This window comes from Shewanella morhuae, from assembly GCF_900156405.1.
Taxonomy (GTDB): domain Bacteria; phylum Pseudomonadota; class Gammaproteobacteria; order Enterobacterales; family Shewanellaceae; genus Shewanella; species Shewanella morhuae.
Map to the genome: position 1 here is coordinate 251,485 of NZ_FTNN01000002.1, position 19,708 is coordinate 271,192.

General features: G+C 43.9%; 20 protein-coding genes. 2 read left to right on the forward strand and 18 right to left on the reverse strand.

Annotated elements, in window-relative coordinates:
- Positions 1–105 precede the first annotated feature (105 nt).
- The 9 genes from BW947_RS03430 to ffh form a co-directional block, all read right to left on the reverse strand.
- Positions 106–1,224, reverse strand: a complete 1,119-nt coding sequence (locus tag BW947_RS03430) for an FAD-binding oxidoreductase (RefSeq protein WP_076496921.1) — start codon at positions 1,222–1,224, stop codon at positions 106–108.
- Between the two features lie 76 nt (positions 1,225–1,300).
- Positions 1,301–2,965 carry a hydroxylamine reductase gene (gene hcp / locus BW947_RS03435; RefSeq protein WP_076496922.1) on the reverse strand — a complete coding sequence of 555 codons (1,665 nt, stop codon included), beginning with the start codon at positions 2,963–2,965 and terminating at the stop codon, positions 1,301–1,303.
- A 241-nt stretch (positions 2,966–3,206) separates the two neighbouring features.
- Entirely contained in the window at positions 3,207–4,346 is a 1,140-nt protein-coding gene (gene tyrA / locus BW947_RS03440) for a bifunctional chorismate mutase/prephenate dehydrogenase (protein WP_076496923.1), read from the reverse strand.
- A 28-nt stretch (positions 4,347–4,374) separates the two neighbouring features.
- Positions 4,375–5,466, reverse strand: coding sequence for a 3-deoxy-7-phosphoheptulonate synthase (locus tag BW947_RS03445; RefSeq protein WP_076496924.1), 1,092 nt, complete (start codon positions 5,464–5,466; stop codon positions 4,375–4,377).
- Between the two features lie 255 nt (positions 5,467–5,721).
- Entirely contained in the window at positions 5,722–6,075 is a 354-nt protein-coding gene (gene rplS / locus BW947_RS03450) for a 50S ribosomal protein L19 (RefSeq protein WP_076496925.1), read from the reverse strand.
- 34 nt (positions 6,076–6,109) lie between these two features.
- Positions 6,110–6,856 carry a tRNA (guanosine(37)-N1)-methyltransferase TrmD gene (gene trmD / locus BW947_RS03455; protein ID WP_076496926.1) on the reverse strand — a complete coding sequence of 249 codons (747 nt, stop codon included), beginning with the start codon at positions 6,854–6,856 and terminating at the stop codon, positions 6,110–6,112.
- Positions 6,857–6,871: 15 nt separating this feature from the next.
- Positions 6,872–7,402 carry a ribosome maturation factor RimM gene (gene rimM, locus BW947_RS03460; protein WP_076496927.1) on the reverse strand — a complete coding sequence of 177 codons (531 nt, stop codon included), beginning with the start codon at positions 7,400–7,402 and terminating at the stop codon, positions 6,872–6,874.
- Between the two features lie 20 nt (positions 7,403–7,422).
- A complete protein-coding gene (rpsP, locus tag BW947_RS03465) occupies positions 7,423–7,674 on the reverse strand; it encodes a 30S ribosomal protein S16 (protein ID WP_006080788.1) in 252 nt (83 codons plus the stop codon).
- 217 nt (positions 7,675–7,891) lie between these two features.
- On the reverse strand, positions 7,892–9,265 hold the full coding sequence (gene ffh / locus BW947_RS03470; RefSeq protein ID WP_076496928.1) for a signal recognition particle protein: 1,374 nt from the start codon (positions 9,263–9,265) through the stop codon (positions 7,892–7,894).
- 304 nt (positions 9,266–9,569) lie between these two features.
- On the opposite strand from ffh, the gene BW947_RS03475 reads away from it, so the two are divergent.
- Complete coding sequence (locus BW947_RS03475; RefSeq protein ID WP_076496929.1) at positions 9,570–10,358, forward strand: cytochrome C assembly family protein; 789 nt, start codon at positions 9,570–9,572, stop codon at positions 10,356–10,358.
- Between the two features lie 99 nt (positions 10,359–10,457).
- Entirely contained in the window at positions 10,458–11,732 is a 1,275-nt protein-coding gene (locus BW947_RS03480) for an HlyC/CorC family transporter (protein WP_076496930.1), read from the forward strand.
- Positions 11,733–11,826: 94 nt separating this feature from the next.
- On the opposite strand, the gene BW947_RS03485 is transcribed toward BW947_RS03480, so the two are convergent.
- The 9 genes from BW947_RS03485 to BW947_RS03525 form a co-directional block, all read right to left on the reverse strand.
- Positions 11,827–12,351, reverse strand: a complete 525-nt coding sequence (locus BW947_RS03485; protein ID WP_076496931.1) for an Mpo1 family 2-hydroxy fatty acid dioxygenase — start codon at positions 12,349–12,351, stop codon at positions 11,827–11,829.
- 194 nt (positions 12,352–12,545) lie between these two features.
- Complete coding sequence (acpS, locus tag BW947_RS03490) at positions 12,546–12,929, reverse strand: holo-ACP synthase (RefSeq protein ID WP_076496932.1); 384 nt, start codon at positions 12,927–12,929, stop codon at positions 12,546–12,548.
- A complete protein-coding gene (gene pdxJ / locus BW947_RS03495; protein ID WP_076496933.1) occupies positions 12,929–13,666 on the reverse strand; it encodes a pyridoxine 5'-phosphate synthase in 738 nt (245 codons plus the stop codon). Before pdxJ ends, acpS begins: the two co-directional genes overlap by 1 nt.
- 70 nt (positions 13,667–13,736) lie before the next feature.
- On the reverse strand, positions 13,737–14,447 hold the full coding sequence (gene recO, locus BW947_RS03500; protein WP_076496934.1) for a DNA repair protein RecO: 711 nt from the start codon (positions 14,445–14,447) through the stop codon (positions 13,737–13,739).
- A 26-nt stretch (positions 14,448–14,473) separates the two neighbouring features.
- Entirely contained in the window at positions 14,474–15,490 is a 1,017-nt protein-coding gene (gene era, locus BW947_RS03505) for a GTPase Era (RefSeq protein ID WP_076496935.1), read from the reverse strand.
- Positions 15,487–16,167 carry a ribonuclease III gene (gene rnc, locus BW947_RS03510; protein ID WP_076496936.1) on the reverse strand — a complete coding sequence of 227 codons (681 nt, stop codon included), beginning with the start codon at positions 16,165–16,167 and terminating at the stop codon, positions 15,487–15,489. Before rnc ends, era begins: the two co-directional genes overlap by 4 nt.
- Before the next feature lies 1 nt (position 16,168).
- Positions 16,169–17,086, reverse strand: a complete 918-nt coding sequence (lepB, locus tag BW947_RS03515; protein WP_076496937.1) for a signal peptidase I — start codon at positions 17,084–17,086, stop codon at positions 16,169–16,171.
- 185 nt (positions 17,087–17,271) lie between these two features.
- Positions 17,272–19,062, reverse strand: a complete 1,791-nt coding sequence (gene lepA, locus BW947_RS03520) for a translation elongation factor 4 (RefSeq protein ID WP_076496938.1) — start codon at positions 19,060–19,062, stop codon at positions 17,272–17,274.
- A 166-nt stretch (positions 19,063–19,228) separates the two neighbouring features.
- Entirely contained in the window at positions 19,229–19,702 is a 474-nt protein-coding gene (locus BW947_RS03525) for a SoxR reducing system RseC family protein (RefSeq protein WP_076496939.1), read from the reverse strand.
- Between the last annotated feature and the right edge of the window lie 6 nt (positions 19,703–19,708).

Below are 19,708 nucleotides of genomic sequence, written 5' to 3' on the forward strand. Positions count from 1 at the left end.
TTACGTTCTCACTGAGATAAGCGCAACTAAGGATTAGAAATATTTCCATCCAATTAAAAATGAAGCAAATAAACACTACATGGCCAGCACGATTTCACCAGCACATTAGATCTTAAGTGTTGCATCGGAGGTTAATGTTGTGGAACAAGCTAGCACAAACCCAGCTTCAATTTCAGCAGCGGTGAGAGTCATCACACTCGTCGATACGGTTTCGCCCGCTAATACTTGGCATTTACACGCACCGCAAACTCCCGAACGACAAGCCGCAATAATAGGTAATCCTTCAGCCTCAATCCCTTCCAGCAAACTTTGTCCTGGCTTTAGCCTTGTACTGCGTTCACCAATAGACAAGGTAAAAGCCACCTCTTGTCGATTTGTATTAGTTTTATCTGAAAATTCATCTTGCATAAGCTGACTACGCGCAGCGATCGAAGCGGTAGCAAAGCTTTCATGGTGTAACTGACGCATATCGAAACTAAGTTCATCCAATAATGCTTTTACTGCCTTCATATAAGGCTCTGGCCCGCATAAATAGATGGTTCTATCAGCAAAGTCAGGCACTGCAGTTTGTAGCATTTTCGCCGTTAACCGCCCGAAATCAAAGCTTATCATGGGCGAATGGCTGGTAACGGTTTCGGTGCCAGTCTCTAATGCATAACTGAGTTTGAAAGTATTAAAGCGACTCGCCATAGTATCTAGTGATGATTTAAAAATAATATCGGCTTCTGATCTCGCACTATGTACAAAGGCAATATCGGCATTAATTTGGGTGTCGGTCAGATAACGAGACATTGAATACATAGGCGTAATGCCACAACCCGCACTCAAAAAAAGATATTTCTGTGCAGGAATATCAATTAAGTTAAATTGTCCCGTTGGCGGTAGCACTCTTACACTCTGCCCAGGAATAAGATTTTCAATCAGGTAGTTAGATACCAGCCCACCCTCGACACGTTTTATCGTCACCATCAAAGAATAGGGCCGTGAAGGCGATGAAGATAAAGTATAGCTACGGCATACTTGCTCGCCATTGATCTCGAGTACAAAAGTCATAAACTGACCGGGTTTGTAATCGAACTTCATCGGTTCACCCGCTTGAAAACGAAAACTGACCACATCCGCGGTTTCATTCCAGCGTTCAACACACACCAGTTGATTGACACTTTCTGATCTTTGAGGCGCAACCAATAATGCCCCAGTCCCCGCCATCACGTTCATATTCATAGCATTCTTATCCACACAACACTGCGGCTTTATTGAACAGCCTAAAACCGCAGTTAAACAAGAGTTCTCGGTTGACTTAAGCCACGTTTAACATGGTTTTTAAATCGGCCTCGACAGTAGTGGTATTACGTAAGCCAAATTTATCTTCCAAAATTTTAGCTAAATTCGCCGTTAGAAATGCCGGAGGTGTTGGGCCTGTACGGATATTTTTAACACCCAATGACAATAACGTTAGTAGAACCACAATGGCTTTTTGTTCAAACCAAGAAAGCACTAAACTCAGTGGCAACTCATTGATATCACATTCAAACACTTCCGATAACGCAATTGCTAACTGGATAGCAGAATAGGCATCGTTACATTGGCCCACATCGAGCAAACGTGGAATACCGTTAATGTCACCAAATTCAAGCTTATTAAATTTATACTTGCCGCAACCTAAAGTTAGAATGAGTGAATCTTTAGGTGTCGATTTAGCAAGATCAGTAAAGTAGCTTCTGTCCGCTTTATCGCCATCACAACCACCCACGAGGAAGAAATGCTTAATTGCACCGCTCTTAACATTTTCAACCACTGCAGGCGCTGCCGCCATCAAAGCATTGCGGGCAAAACCGATGGTGATTTGATGTGGGATTTCATCATAACTAAACCCATCTAAAGCAAGCGCCTTATCAATCACCGCAGAAAAATCATCACCTTCTAGATGAATCACACCAGGCCAACCAACAATGCTGCGAGTAAAGATACGATCGCTATAACTGCCAACATTTGGATCGATAATACAGTTAGATGTCATTACCACTGCACCGGGGAAATTGGCAAACTCTTTCTGTTGGTTCTGCCAAGCACTACCGTAGTTGCCGACCAAGTGTGAATACTTTTTAAAGGCGGGATACGCTAACGCTGGCAGCATTTCGCCATGGGTAAACACGTTAATACCCTTGCCGACCGTCTGTTCGAGGATAAGCTCTAAATCCTTCATATCATGACCCGAAACTAGAATCGCTTTACCCTTAACCGCCTTAGTATTAACGACTGTTGGTTCTGGGTGACCAAAAGCTTGGGTTTCGCCCGCATCAAGCATTGCCATGATGCGGTAGTTCAGCTGACCTATATCCATCGCGGTGGTAAATAGCTTATCAGCATCGACACTCGGTTCGCCCAAGAAAGACATGATTTCATGAAAACGCCCCGCTACCTCTGCATCGGTCTGACCGAGCACATGGGCATGTTCCATATAGGCCGCGGCCCCTTTAAGACCATATAAGCACAATAATCTGAGCCCCATGATATCTTCATGCACTTCATGTTTATCTTTATTCAACAGCGCGATGGGGGCTTGTGCCAGCATTTCGATTTTATTAGTTCCCAGCACTAACTGAGCGACTTCTGGTACCTGCTCAGCAGTAACGCCCGCTTGTACACAAGCCGCCTCGTAAGAAGTCTTTAACTGAGCACGATACTTAGCTGCTTGCTGGGCATAAGCCATAATGCGATCATCATCAAAATTGACATTCGTTAGGGTAGAGAAAAATGCTTTAGGCACAAAACTATCAATTTCGGCATCGACAATGCCCATTTCACGAGCTTTAACCGCATACACTGAAACGCCTTGTAGCATGTAAATCAGTAAGTCTTGCAAGTCAGACGTTGCAGCCAACTTGCCACACATACCTTGAGAATAACTACAACCATTGCCAGCGGGTGTACGAATAGTTTGCTCACATTGAATACAGAACATGGATAGACTCCTAATTTAAATTCATGCTTTATTTTTACATGTTTAAAACTAGTCTACCTAAACACAGCATAAGCGACAGTCATTTTTAAGATGGAATGTTAAATGTTAGAGAGCGATCACCTTAAGCAATTGCTAATAAAAACAAGGGCATTTATTCAGTAGCATAAAAAACGCCCATCAATGATGAGCGTTTTATGGCGCAAGCCATTTAACTTGGGATAAACTGGTTTCTATTGGTTTACTAATTAGTTTTCATATCATTGACTGATTGCAGCATGATACGACTTTCGCGCTGAAACTGAGGGGCAAAATCACCAAACCATTTTGCTACGGTTTCAAATTGCTTAATAAACTCATTTCTATCGCCACGTTTAAGCAAAGCTAATGCTTCACGATAGTTATCCAAATAGTCGCTGATTGCATGTTGACTGGCTTGCTGAGCAAAAATAATATCGGCATAAAGTTCTGGGCTTTGAGCAAATAAACGGCCAACCATTGCTAACTCTAAACGATAAATAGGTGAGCTAAATTGCAACAGAGTTTCAATATCGGCCTCTTCTTTACATAAGTTTAGGCCGTAAACAAAAGTCGAAAAATGACGCATAGCCTGCACTAATTGCATCGCATTATCGTGACGTTCAGGTTCGGCTTCCACAATACGCGCGCCCCAAATAGCAATCTGCTCCAGCAGCCATTGGTATTTTTCCGGTGAGCGGCCGTGGCAAACGACCACGACTTGTTTTGCTAGGCTGCCAACATCGGGACCAAACATCGGATGAAAGCCAACAACAGGGCCTGAATGTGCCTCAAGCATGGCTTTTACTGGTTCTGTTTTAATCGAGGTTAAATCGGCTAAAATACAATCTTTGGGCAACTTGGTTAACTTTTCACGAATAAGCTCGCAAGTAATGGCAATCGGCACCGTTACCAACACCATACCCGCATCGGCAAATAAACTCTCAGCTTGTTGCCAATCGTCTTTATCAAGAATGTTAACTTGATAACCCGACAGCTTAAGCATCTGTTGAAACAGGCTCCCCAACTGGCCTTTACCACCCACAATGACCACTGAGCCTAAATCAGTTTTGATTTGCTTAAAGCCAACATCTTTTTCATTAAGATAAGACTCACGCATAAGGCGGCGTAAAATATCTTCAATTAGTTGTGGTGCAATGCCCATTATTTTTGCTTCTTCACGGCGTTTAGCCAACATAGCGGCCTCACGCTGCGGCGCATAAATAGGCAATCCAGCAGCATGTTTTACAGTGCCAACCTGCGCAACCAAATCTAAACGTTTACGCAGTAAATGTAATAGTTGCTGATCCACACCATCTATTAGGCCGCGTAAGTGTTCTAATTCAGCGGTAGTTTTTTCGTTCATCAATTAAGTCCATTAGGCTGTGGCTAATTTAAGCTACGGCGACGTTAAGTTTCACAAAGCGTGTTGGGAGTACTGAAGATAACTTTGATGCCCCATTACGTAAAATTGCTTCCGTTTTTTGCCAATTAATACAAGAATCTGTCACAGAAACACCATACGCTAGCTCATGCAGCGGTTTATCACAACTTTGATTCCCTTCGTTTAAATGACTTTCCAGCATGACACCAACAATTGATTTATTGCCATTATGAATTTGCTCGAACACATCTTCACAGACACTCTTTTGGCGGCTGTAATCTTTGGATGAATTACCGTGACTGCAGTCAATAATCAGACGCGCATTAAGCTTAGCCTTATGCAATTGCAGCTCGCACTCAGCTACGCTAGCGGCGTCATAGTTAGGTGTTAGACCGCCCCGTAAAATGACGTGACCATCGGGATTACCTGCAGTTTGTAATAATGCCACTTGCCCCTGCTGGTTAATACCCATAAATCGGTGGCTGCTAGCCGCAGATTTAAGTGCATTAATTGCGACTTCTAACTTACCATCGGTACCATTTTTAAAGCCAACGGGCATAGACAAACCGGATGCCATTTCTCTGTGGGTTTGCGATTCTGTGGTACGTGCACCAATCGCTGACCAAGTCACTAATTCTGAAATATATTGCGGACTGATAGGATCGAGTGCTTCAGTTGCAACTGGTAGCCCTAATTCTGCAAGCCAAATCATCAATTCTCGGGCCATTTTCAAACCCTTTTCAACATCAAAGGATCCATCCATATCAGGATCGTTAATCATGCCCTTCCAACCAACGGTGGTACGCGGCTTTTCAAAATACACGCGCATTAAGATGTAAAACTCATCGCTAAGTTCATCGTGTAGCGTTTTAAGCTTTAGGGCATATTCTTTGGCGGCGGCGATATCGTGGATGGAGCAAGGACCTGTGACGATCAATACTCGGCTATCACGTTTATGGACAATATCAGCCACGGTTTTACGGGCATTTAGGATATAACGGTAAGCATGATCAGGCAGCGGCAATGCATTTTTAAGCTCTTGCGGGGTAATTAATACTTTCTCTGAACTGATATGTACGTTGTTAATCGTATCTTGTTGCATGCTTACCACCTAATACTGAGTATTTAATCCGTTGTTGAATTGATACCTAAGCAACGGGATTTCATTTCATAATGACCAATAGTGTCACCATCCAAAGCGAACTGTCGTAATGGTGCGGCATTACGAACGGATGACTACTATGCCTGCACATACCATCGAGATCAAGTAAGAATACTCAAAAAATAGCAACAAAAAACCGCCACTAGGGCGGTTTTCTGTGCGAACACTACGTCTTTTTTTCTGTAGCGGTAACTATTACTTAGTTCCCAGCTTCTCACGGATACGTGCAGATTTACCTGAACGCTCACGTAGATAGTACAGTTTGGCACGACGAACGCGGCCACGACGCTTAACTTCAATGCTAGCGATCAGTGGGCTGTGCGTTTGGAAAGCACGCTCAACACCTTCGCCATTAGAGATTTTACGTACTGTGAATGCAGAGTGCAGACCACGGTTACGCTTAGCAATTACCACGCCTTCGAAAGCCTGTAAACGCTCTTTTTCACCTTCTTTAACACGAACCTGAACTACTACTGTATCACCAGCACCAAACGCAGGTACGTCTTGTTTCATTTGCTCATCGTTGAGCATTTTAATGATGTTGTTCATAACTTACTCCGTTCTAGAATTAACTGAGCTACGACTAAGCATGCTTGTTCATTGCTTCAACGAACTGCGCTAATTGAGTCGTTTGTTCGTCAGTCAGAGCTAGATTTTGCAATAATTCTGGCCGTCTCAGTAAAGTCCTACCAAGGCTTTGCTGTAAACGCCAGAGTCTAATTTGTTCGTGGTTGCCACTTAGCAGCACTGCCGGTACGTCAAGGCCATCAAGGCTTTCAGGGCGAGTGTAATGTGGACAATCCAATAAACCGTCGGAGAAAGAATCTTGCTCCGCCGAAGCTTGTTTTCCTAGCACGCCAGGAACCAATCGCGATACTGAATCTATCAGAGTCATCGCTGGTAATTCGCCGCCCGAAAGCACGTAATCCCCAATCGACCATTCTTCATCCACTTCCGTTTGAATGATACGCTCATCAATACCTTCGTATCGACCACACACCAAAATCAAACGCGATGATTGAGCCAACTCAGTGACGCCTTGCTGATCCAGCTTGCGTCCTTGAGGTGACAAGTAAATCACCTTCGCACCTTCACCCGCTGCAGCTTTCGCCGCATGGATGGCATCACGCAAAGGTTGCACCATCATTAACATTCCGGGACCACCGCCGTAAGGTCGATCATCTACCGTATTATGTCTATCATGGGTGAAATCACGAGGATTCCACGTGTGCAACTCAAGCAGGCCGTTTTTCACGGCTCGACCCGTAACTCCAAAGTCTGTCACGGCACGGAACATCTCTGGGAACAGGGTTATTACCCCTAACCACATCTGTTGTACCTCGACTTAGAAGTCAGGATCCCAATCCACTAAAATCTGTTTACCTTGCAGATCCACCGTTTTGATGAACTGCTCAGGGACAAAGGGGATCATACGTTCCACTTTGCCGAAACTATCTTTAGCGTTGGCTTTAACAAGTAGTACATCGTTTGATCCTGTTTCCACGATCTGATCGACGACACCCATGTTATAACCTGTTGTATTGACCACTTCGCAACCGATGAGATCGCGCCAATAAAATTCATCTACTGGCAAGTCACTCATCTGTTCCGGCAAAATCGCAATCTCACAATTTGTGAGTATTTGCGCTTGCTCCCGTGTTTCTACTCCGTCAAGTAAAGCCACTAAAGCCTTGCCTTGATGACGCCACTGGGTGACCTTAATTTCGCGCCATTCACCGTTTTCTTTAATAAGCCAAGGCGAATAGTCAAAGATACCTTCAACAGAATCGGTATAGGCGGTGATTTTCAGCCAACCTTTAATGCCATGACAGGAGCCTAATTTCCCCAGTACGACTGGCTGTTGGTTACTGCTCATCAATCTATACCTTAACGCTATTAAGCAGTTGCTTTACGAGCGTCTTTAATCAATTTTGCTACACGTTCTGTAGCAGCTGCACCGTTAGAAACCCAGTGCTCAACGCGTGCTAGGTCTAAACGTAACGTTTCTTCTTGGCCACGGGCCAATGGGTTGAAGAAACCAACACGTTCGATGAAACGACCGTCACGAGCGTTACGGCTATCAGCAACAACGATGTTATAAAATGGACGCTTTTTTGCGCCGCCACGAGCTAAACGAATGGTAACCATGCGTTTTCAATCCTCTAATGATTTGCTTGAAGCAAAAATAAAAACTGGAACCCCGTGTTCGCGAAGAGTTCCAGATAGAAAGCCGAAAGATTTTACCTGAGTTTCCAACGAATGCAACCTAAGATGGCGATTATTAAACCTACCACCTTAGTACACTCATCATCACAATCAGAACCTACCGACTGATAACGTATTAAATTCAACCAGAAATGTATGATTAACGCCCAGGAAACTTCATTCCTGGTGGCATCATGCCACGCATACCGCGCATCATTTTTTGCATGCCGCCTTTAGCCGACATTTTTTTCATCATTTTTTGCATTTGGGTAAATTGCTTAAGCAAACGGTTTACATCTTGGATTTGCGTACCAGAACCCGCAGCAATACGACGTTTACGTGAGCCTTTGATTAAGTCAGGGTTCTTACGTTCCTTAGACGTCATCGAATTGATCATGGCTTCCATTTGGCCGGTCATTTTGCCATCTTGGATTTGTGCTAAGGCTTCTGGGGGCAATTGACCTACGCCTGGCAGTTTTTCCAGCATGTTCATCATGCCGCCCATGTTTTTCATTTGCTGTAACTGTTCACGGAAATCTTCTAAATCGAAACTACCACCTTGCTTCACTTTCGAAGCGAGCTTCATGGCCTTTTCTTTATCTACGCCACGCTCCACTTCTTCGATAAGCGATAATACATCGCCCATGCCGAGAATACGTGAAGCAATACGATCCGGATGGAACGGTTCTAGCGCATCCGTTTTTTCGCCCACGCCGAGGAATTTAATCGGCTTACCTGTAATATGGCGAATCGATAACGCTGCACCACCACGCGCATCACCGTCGACTTTGGTTAAGATAACCCCGGTCAATGGTAATGCTTCGTTAAATGCTTTGGCCGTATTCGCCGCATCTTGACCTGTCATCGCATCAACAACGAATAAGGTTTCAATAGGCTTAACCGCAGCATGTAACGCTTTGATTTCGTCCATCATGGCTTCATCGACATGCAAACGACCTGCGGTATCGAGGATCACCACATCGATGAACTTTAATTTAGCGTGGGCAATAGCTGCCTTAGCGATATCAACGGGCTTTTGGCTGACGTCCGATGGGAAAAACTCCACAGCGACTTCTTGCGCTAAGGTTTCAAGCTGTTTAATCGCCGCAGGACGATAAACGTCGGCGCTGACAACTAATACTGATTTTTTATGACGCTCGCGTAAAAACTTACCCAGTTTTGCCACACTGGTGGTTTTACCTGCGCCTTGCAGGCCTGCCATCATAATTACGGCAGGCGGCTGAGTCGCTAAATCTAAAGCTTCATTCGCCTCGCCCATAGACTTTTCAAGCTCGTTTTGAACGATCTTAATAAAGGCTTGACCAGGGCTTAAGCTTTTAGAGACTTCTTGGCCAACAGCACGTTCTTTTACGTTATTAACGAATTCGCGTACTACAGGTAGGGCAACATCGGCCTCCAGCAGTGCCATACGCACTTCGCGCAGAGTTTCCTTAACGTTTTCTTCAGTTAAGCGACCACGGCCACTGATATTTTTCAGTGTGCGTGACAGTCTGTCGGTTAGGTTCTCAAACATCGTCCCGTTCTATACCTTTAAAGAGTCTCTATTGATAGATGATATTATAACGATGCATGCACATTATGCTACTACTGCACTCATCTTGATGGTGCTTACTTGATTGTACTTAAGTGTTTTACTTGCTTTGTGTCATGTTTTATCGCTGATGACACATTATTTATGCATAACAATAAGAATCTGCTAAATTTTGCAACTCATGTCACTGCCCATTTGCCAACAGCTCATGTTATTCTAGGGTAAATATTGATCTGTATGCCCCGTTTTTAAGGCACCTTTAACTACACAAATAGGCTAATTACCCATGGTCATCTTTTCTGCCTCAGCCATGTTTTTTTACTGCATTGCATTGGTATTAGTGACGAGTCGATTATTTCATCCAGAAGGGCCAAATCGCCGCGCTGTCGCAAGCTTTGCGGCTATTGCAGTGATATTACATGCAGCTGCACTCTCACAAGTGATTTTCACCACTGATGGTCAAAACTTTAGCCTGACGAATGTGATTTCCTTAGTAAACTGGATTATCGCTTTCACTTTTACCATATTGATGTTTAGGTTAAAAGTGATTGTAGTCGTACCCGTCGTTTATGCCTGTTCGGTACTCTCAGTTGCCTTACTCTGGCTGTTACCACCTAAGTTTATTATTCATTTTGAACTTTATCCTGAAGTATTAGCCCATGTAGTGTTGTCGCTCATGGCTTACAGTGCCCTAATGATTGCAGCGCTATATGCGATACAATTGGCGATGATCCAAAATAAACTGAAGAAAAAACAATTTATGCTGAGCCCTGGTATCCCACCACTGATGACGGTTGAGAAACAACTTTATCATTTGGTTATTATCGGCGTTATTCTGCTCAGTTTGTCACTTGCTACCGGATTTATTTTCCTCGACGACATGTTCGCCGATGGCAAAGGTCACAAGGCAATTTTATCTATAATGGCATGGTTTGTTTATATAACTATGTTGTGGCAGCAATATTGGGTAGGTTGTAAGATAAAGACAGCGGTCATTTACACGCTAACTGGCGCAGGCTTACTTTCTCTTGCCTATTTTGGCGCACGTATTGTCAAAGAGTTAATCCTCAGCTAAACATTTAAGTCGGCAAAGGCAGTTAATCCTGCCGCCGACTTGACACTTTTTTTAAATGTCGGTATTTAATTAAGTTTACTGGCCATATTGGAGCCTTTTTTGGACGCTATATCGACAAGCGCACTCCTGATCATTTTATTAGTGCTTATCCTATTCTCAGCCTATTTTTCAGGCTCAGAAACCGCAATGATGACTCTCAATCGCTATCGTTTACGCCACTTAGCCAATAACGGCCACAAGGGAGCGATTCGGGCTTTAAAACTGCTTGAGCGTCCTGACCGTTTAATTGGCTTAATTTTGATCGGTAATAACTTAGTCAACATTTCAGCCTCTGCCATTGCGACTATCATTGGTATGCGCCTTTGGGGTGACTTAGGTGTGGCTATTGCCACTGGTGTACTCACCTTAGTTGTGCTCGTTTTTGCTGAGGTTACGCCAAAGACTATTGCAGCTCTCAATCCTGAACGTATTGCCTTCCCTTCTAGTATATTACTTATCATACTTTCAACGGTTTTCGCCTACGTTGTTTCAGGTGTTAACTTGATAACCACAGCTATTTTACGGCTGTTGGGGATAAAAACGGTAAACAGTAGCGATGCATTAAGCCAAGAAGAATTACGCACCGTAGTGCATGAAGCTGGCGCGCTCATCCCCCAACGCCACCAAGAAATGCTGTTATCAATCTTAGATTTAGAAAAAGTCACTGTTGAAGATATTATGGTGCCGCGCTCTGATATTTACGCAATTAACATGAATGATGAGTTTAAATATATCAACCGTCAGGTCATTCAAAGTCCACATACCCGCGTGCTAATTTATCGCGACACCATCGACGATGCGGTGGGCTTTATTCATTTACGCGATGCGCTGCGCCTACAGTCTAAAAAGCAATTTAGTAAGTCGTCTTTACTGCGGGCAGTAAAAGAGCTCTATTTCATCCTTGAAGGTACGCCACTTAACGTACAGCTGGCTAACTTCCAACAAAATAAAGAACGTATCGGCTTAGTTGTCGATGAGTATGGTGATATTCAAGGTTTAGTCACACTTGAAGATATTCTTGAAGAGATTGTTGGTGACTTCACCACCTCAATGTTAACAGCCCCAAGTGACGATATTCAGGTACAACAAGATGGTAGCTATCTCGTCGACGCGGGCATAACTATCCGCGATTTAAATAAAGAAATGAAGTGGAATTTCCCAACCGATGGCCCTAAAACCCTTAATGGTCTTATTCTGGAATATTTAGAAGAAATCCCTTCAGTCAATACCAGTTTACGTTTGGCTGGCTATCCTTTAGAGATAGTCGATGTGGCAGAGAATATGATAAAAACCGTGCGTATTATGCCGCAGTTTTATTATCCACCGAGAACTTAACCCTCAATGACAGAATCGGCCAAGCAACATTGTTATACAGCCCAGCCGATGATGTTTATTTCAATTGAAACAATATCCAGCAATAGACTCACTGCTATCTAAGTTTTTGAGCCTCAAGCGCACGGCGCTTTTCAATTGCCATCGGCGTTATTTGCGTTTTCAGTGCTTTTTCTAAGCCCAGCATAAAATAGACTTCTGCCATCAAAAAAAATGGCCCAATTAATAGCTGATTTAAATCGTCCACAAAAGCAGGTTTGGCTTTTTCATATTGATGACCAATTAACTGCAACACCCAGCCCATAACAAACACCCCTAGGGCCAGCCAAGTCGCGCCGGCAATATGCGCAGCCCACTGCGTAGTCATTAGTACTGGGATCATAAATAAAATGAGCCCTATTGAGAGCCTTAGGTGTAAACGAACATAATAAGCTAACACAAATACGCCCACGATAACTGCTAAGCTGGTTTCACCAATCCCCCCCAATGGAATACGTACAGTGGCCAGCAATAGGAAAGCAGACCAAATAATCAGTGGGATACCAATAAAATGCGTTTGAATATTACGCTGATTTAGATGCACACTTTTGTAGGTTGATAACTGCTCTACGGCGGATTTCATTTCGGGCCCCTTTAAATTTACAGCTGCTATTATCAGCATCCAATAAGGATATATTGAAGCACCAAGCTAACGTAAAATAACTGGAGTGAACAGTAAAAGTGTATAAATTGTTATGTGCTATGATAAAAACTCTCTGGAAAATAAAAAAGGAACCCGAAGGCTCCCTCATATAATTAATAAATACAGATGCTTATCTATTGGGATTCGATGATGACTGTTGCTATTGCGTAAGACTTTTCATCTGCAATAGAGATATGCCCGATCACTGCATTAAGTTGTTGCAAACGCGCTAAAGCCCCATCAGTAAAATGAATCATCGGCGCACCATCATCATTATTGCCAATGTGAATATGCTGAAACGACACACCGCGACCAATACCGGTGCCAAGCGCTTTGGCTGCGGCTTCTTTTGCAGCAAAACGCTTGGCAAGATAACGACTTGGCTGACTATGGGCAGTATAAATGGCCAACTCAGCCTCGGTCAGCACACGTTTAGCGAGCTTGTCGCCTGCGCGCACCACATGCGCCTCTATCCGCTCAATTTCAACGATATCGGTACCTAAACCAACAATCGCCATTATTCGCCTCGACGCCCTTCAAGCATTAACATTTTCATGTCTTTCACTGCTGTCGCTAAACCGTCAATGGCAGCACGTGCGACAATCGCATGGCCAATATTGAGCTCGTATAACTCAGGAATTGCCGCAATAGGCTTGACGTTGTGATAATGCAGACCATGACCTGCGTTAACGACTAAACCTTTGCCATGGGCATATTTTGCCATTTCGCTAATACGCGCTAACTCAGTGGCTTCTTGTGCTTGCGTTTTAGCATCGGCATAGCAACCCGTGTGGATTTCGATAAGCGGAGCCCCTGATGCAACCGCAGCATCAATTTGGCTTTTATCGGCATCAATAAATAACGAGACTTGAATACCTTCTGCGGCTAAACGCCTTACTGCTGCGGTGATTTTATCCAATTGCCCTGCCACATCTAAACCGCCTTCAGTAGTCACTTCTTGGCGTTTTTCTGGCACTAAACAGACATAAGTTGGCTTAATTTCACAGGCGATATTGAGCATTTCTTCGGTTACCGCACATTCAAAATTCATGCGAGTTGTTAATGTTTTTGCGAGTAGATATACATCACGATCGATGATGTGGCGTCGGTCTTCACGTAAATGAATCGTTATGCCATCGGCGCCAGCGTGTTCAGCTACCGCAGCGGCATGCACTGGATCAGGATAGTTAGTGCCACGGGCTTGGCGCAGGGTCGCAATATGGTCGATATTCACGCCCAATAGGATACGGCTCATCGGGAACTCCTTAATTATTAACGCTGATATTGCGGCCTATTGTACTTAGGCTCGCGCTAAAAAACAGGCGCTAAGGCGAATTATTCGCATCAATTTTAGTCGGCATGGCAGAGTTGATAAACAATTGTCGACTGAGTAAAGGTTTAGCCCCGAGTAATGGCTTTAATAAAGACCGCATCAATAACTTTGCAGTTAAAAACTGCTCATCATTAAGCTGATTATCACTTAAAGCCAAGAGCATAGCCCCCTGGTAGGCATTGCGGGCACGGGAGTTAAGTACAAATTGAAAACCTAACTCGGGCACTAATTGATAGTAATCTTCAGGGTTCAGCGGCTCACCTTGCGTATCACGGCCAAGTGAGGGCATAGCACCCAGTTCTTGCAATAAGGCCAGTTCAATGTAGCGCAATTGGGATTGGCAAAATCTAGTAGCTAAACCAACTAAAGCCTGATGATAAATGAGGAATAATGCTTCGGCATTGTGCTGTACAGACAAAGTACGCATCAGTAACTCATTGATATACATGCCAGCAAATAAACTATGGCCGGTAAGCGGCACAGCGGGTGCTGCGGCTTCAACTTGGGTTAAGGTTTTTAATTCAGATCTGCCGCTAAATTCAAAAATCAGCGGCTGGAAAGGCTGGAGAATACTCTTAATTGAACGCTTACCGCTGCCCGTTCGGGCAACCACATCAACTCGTCCAATGCCGTCAACTAAAAGGTTAACTAACACACTGGACTCTCGATATGGACGATGATGCAGAACATAACCACGTTTCATCGGTAAGCGCTCGCAGGAATTAAAATTTAATCTTCGCCGTAACCTAAGCTACGTAGGGCACGTTCATCATCAGCCCAACCCGATTTCACTTTCACCCACACTTCGAGGAAAACTTTATTATCAAACATGGTTTCCATGTCTAAGCGCGCTTGGGTTGCAATAGTACGAATACGCTCGCCTTTGCTACCAATTACCATACGTTTTTGGCCTTCGCGCTCGACAAGGATCAAGGCATTAATTTGATAAACACCGTTCTCCATCATCTTAAACTGTTCAATTTCAACCGTAGCATCGTAGGGCAATTCATCACCGAGGAAACGCATCAGTTTTTCACGCACAATTTCCGACGCCATAAAACGCTGCGAGCGATCGGTAACATAATCCTCAGGGAAGAAGAATGGTCCTTCAGGAATTGATGCCGCCGCCAGCTCTAAAATTCGCTGGACGTTGGTGCCTTTACTGGCAGAAATGGGTAAAATCTCGTCGAACGGATATTTTTTAGCCACTTCTTCCAAATACGGGAAGAGTGATTCTTTATCTTTGATATTGTCGACTTTGTTGATTGCCAAAATCGTCTGACGCTCTTCGCCGCCACGGCGTAATTTACTCAGCACCATCTCGTCATCGGCAGTCCACGTCATGCCGTCGACCACAAAAATCACCATCGCTACATCGGCAAGCGAACTGGCTGCGGCGCGGTTCATCAGGCGGTTAATCGCCCGTTGCTCTTCAATGTGCAAACCTGGAGTATCGATAAACACGATTTGCTTAGGACCATCGGTATGAATACCCATGATACGGTGACGCGTCGTTTGCGGCTTTTTAGAAGTAATACTCACCTTCTGTCCAAGCAACCGGTTAATTAACGTCGATTTACCAACATTAGGGCGACCAATGATCGCCACCATACCGCAATAAGTCACATCATATTGGGCCGACGACGTTGGCGCAGCCGCATTCATCCTTGCCAGTAATTCATCTAAACTCGGCTCAGTGGCCATATTGGCAACATCCTTACCTGACAAGTCTGTTTTTTTGATCATTTCTTTAGTAACTCCAATACTTGAGCCGCCGCGATTTGCTCGGCTTTACGGCGTGAGCTGGCAACACCAATCACGCTTTGACTCAAATCTTCAATGCGACATTCAACGGTAAATGTCTGATCGTGGGCATCGCCTTCGATGTTGATGACTTGGTAGTCAGGTAACGGCTTTTTAAACCCTTGCAAATGCTCTTGCAGTATCGTTTTAGCATCTTTTTGGCTGATACCCGGCTGGATTTCGGCCAAACGTTCAGCATACCATTTCAATAATAATGCTCGGCAAATGTCAAGATTAGAATCAAGGTAGACCGCGCCAATGATGGCTTCGACCGCATCAGCAAGAATTGACTCGCGTCTAAAACCGCCACTTTTTAGTTCACCAGGCCCCAAATATAAATAGTCACCGAGCTTAAATTCTTGAGCGATGACAGTTAACATATCACCGCGCACTAACGTGGCGCGCATCCGGCTTAAATCGCCTTCAGTCGCCTTCGGAAACTGATGATATAGCGCATCAGAAATCACGATAGATAAAATTGAATCGCCTAAAAACTCTAAGCGCTCATTGTGTTTATTTGCCGCACTTCTGTGAGTCAGCGCTTGCGTCAACAGCTCAATATTATTGAACTCATAACTTAATGTACGACACAAACGTGGCAAATTTTTAATCGGTTCCATGCTATTTTATTCCACCTACACGCTCAAAACGTACACCGCTTGGTACCCAACTAGGGATAAAGTCGGCCTTTGAACGATCAAATTCAAAACTAATCCAAATCGCTACTGCTTTACCAACAAGGTTTTCTTCGGGTACAAATCCCCAGAAACGGCTGTCAGTACTGTTATCACGGTTATCACCCATGGCAAAGTAATGCCCTTCAGGCACTAAAAACTCACCCGCGGGTAAATTACCTTCACGCTTAAAATAGGCCAACATATCGGGACGACCCGGGTTGATCAAAATATCGTGGGTAACCTCGCCTAACTGCTCGGTATAACGCAGTAATGGCACGCCATCTTGGTTGTACTCACCACGGTTGACTTCAGTACGGGCGATAACCTGTGGTTCAGGACAATCGGTTTGCTCAACACCGCAGGCACTTTGAATCATCAACTGTTTGTTACGATAAATAATTCTATCACCTGGTAAACCTACGACACGTTTAATGTAGTCAATGGTGGGGTTTTCAGGATATTTAAACACGATCACGTCGCCACGTTTAGGCTCGCCCGTTTCGATCAGTTTATTACGCCACACCGGATCTTTAAGACCATAACTAAATTTTTCCACCAGAATAAAGTCACCCACAAGCAGGGTTGGCATCATAGAGCCCGATGGAATTTGAAATGGTTCATAAATGAATGAACGTAGGATCAGTACGAACGCAATCACAGGGAAAATAGAATGTGCCGTTTCGACAATGGTCGATTCGCGAATGATTTGGTACTCCGCTTCTTCAGTCAAATTGGCTTGAGAAGCTTTTGCTAACGCTAAACTTTCACGACGCTTTGGGGCAAAAAAGAGCACATCGACTAACCAAATAATCCCTGAGAACAGGGTGATGATTACTAGAATAATTGAAAAATACGCTGCCATTGATTATTGAACTCCTGCTTTAAAAATAATTAACCTATCCTAACTCAGCGAATATCAAACTTTAGTTAACTTACCGCACTTGTCCTTGATAAATCCAAAGGCATAAATCAACACGATAACCTAACTAAAGCGCCGCAAACAGCGGCGCAATAGTCAACTAAATTGTCACGTTCTTATGCTAACGATTACTCGTTTAGCTTAAGTACCGCTAAGAATGCCTCCTGCGGCACCTCAACGTTACCGACTTGCTTCATACGTTTCTTACCCTCTTTTTGTTTATTTAAGAGTTTTTTCTTACGAGAAACGTCGCCGCCATAACATTTAGCCGTTACATCTTTACGTAGCGCTTTAACGGTTGAACGAGCAATAACTTGACTGCCCACTGCCGCTTGAATCGCAATATCAAACATCTGACGTGGAATCAGTTCTTTCATCTTATCCACTAAGGCTAAGCCGCGATGACGAATGTTTGATCTATGGATAACCATAGCTAAAGCATCGACCCTATCGCCGTTAATCAGAATATCTAAACGCACCATGTCAGCAGGTTCAAAACGAATAAAGTTATATTCGAGTGATGCATAACCACGGCTAGTCGATTTTAAACGGTCAAAGAAGTCCATGACCACTTCCGCCATCGGCAGATGATATGTCACAGCCACTTGATTACCGTGGTATACCATATTGACTTGTGTGCCGCGCTTTTCAATACAGAGGGTAATCACGTTACCTAAGTATTCTTTTGGCACTAAAATGTTGGCCTCAACAATCGGCTCACGCATTTCTTCAATATTATTAAGCGCTGGTAAATCAGACGGGTTATCGACGTAAATTGTCTCACCACTGGTCATCACCACTTCGTACACTACGGTTGGCGCTGTGGTGATCAACTCTAGGTTGTATTCACGCTCTAAACGCTCTTGCACGATTTCCATATGGAGTAGGCCTAAATAGCCAATCCGGAAACCAAAACCCAGTGCCGATGAACTTTCGGGTTCAAAGAATAATGAAGCATCGTTTAAACTGAGCTTATTCAGCGCATCACGGAAGTTTTCATATTCATCGGTAGAAATAGGGAATACGCCAGCGTATACCTGCGGTTTAACTTTCTTAAAGCCAGGTAACGGTTTTTCAGCACCATTTTTAGCTAACGTCAAAGTATCGCCCACGGGCGCGCCGTGAATTTCCTTAAGACCCGCAATAACAAAACCTACTTCACCGGTTTTAAGCTCGGTTTTATCGGTTTGTTTTGGTGTGAAAATACCCACGCGATCTGCTGTGTGGTTTTGCCCTGTCGACATCACCTTAAACTTGTCGCCTTTTTTCAGGCTACCGTGTTTAATCCGCACTAAAGACACTACACCTAAGTAGTTATCAAACCAAGAATCAATAATCAAGGCTTGCAATGGTGCGTTGGGATCGCCTTCTGGCGGAGGAATTTTAGCAACAATGACTTCTAAAACTTCGTCGATACCGACACCCGTTTTAGCTGAACAACGCACAGCATCCATCGCATCAATACCGACGATATCTTCAATCTCGGCAGCAACACGTTCAGGATCAGCTTGAGGTAAGTCAATCTTGTTTAAAATGGGTACCACATCCAGATTCATATCCAGAGCGGTATAACAGTTTGCCAGTGTCTGAGCTTCAACGCCCTGACCCGCATCAACCACCAGTAAAGCGCCTTCACAGGCTGCTAATGAGCGCGAGACCTCATAGGAGAAGTCAACATGACCAGGGGTATCAATAAAGTTAAGTTGATAGACGAGGCCATCTTTGGCTTTGTAATCCAAAGTGACACTTTGTGCCTTAATCGTAATACCACGCTCACGTTCTAGATCCATAGAATCTAAAACTTGAGTATCCATTTCACGGTCGGTTAACCCGCCACAAACCTGAATAAGACGATCTGATAGCGTCGATTTACCATGGTCGATATGGGCAATAATTGAGAAGTTTCTAATTTGTTTCATTATGCTGCAATGACTAATACTGAAAATGGATACGGTTTAAAGGAGCGAAATTGTACCTGATTGCGGTTTCAATACCAATCACATTCACTCTTACTTAGGGCACTAGGATAAAACCACGCCCAAAACCGCAGTTAACTGTTATTTAATAAAAAATAACACATTGAAATTATTGAGCTAATTCTCGCAAATTAAGACTCATACCTAAATAAGCCAAAATCACAGGCTGAGCATCTTCTTCTAAACGTTTAGCTTGTTGTTTACCCAAAGTCCACGCCAATAAAGCTCCTAGCACCGCAAAACCCATAGCACCAAGGTTAGAATTAAACTCAAATAGCTGGCCTAAATACTGTCCTAACGCCGCACCAATAAACAAACCTAACAGCGGCATTAAATAAATTAATGCCGCTGCTTTTAGAATCACACTCTCAGGAAGCCCCAGCTTGAGCAGTTCGCCAGCCTCGCAGCGGCGTTCACTTTGGATAGAGAATTGCTGAGTTTTTGAAGAAAAAGCCTGTGCAATGGCAGAGGTTCCGCAAGACTCACTGCTAGAACAACTCTTACAAGTGCTTTTAAGTTCAACTTCAACCGTCAACCAACCTTGATTATCGCTGGCGACGACCCTAGCCACTTCTTCCATCATAATCTT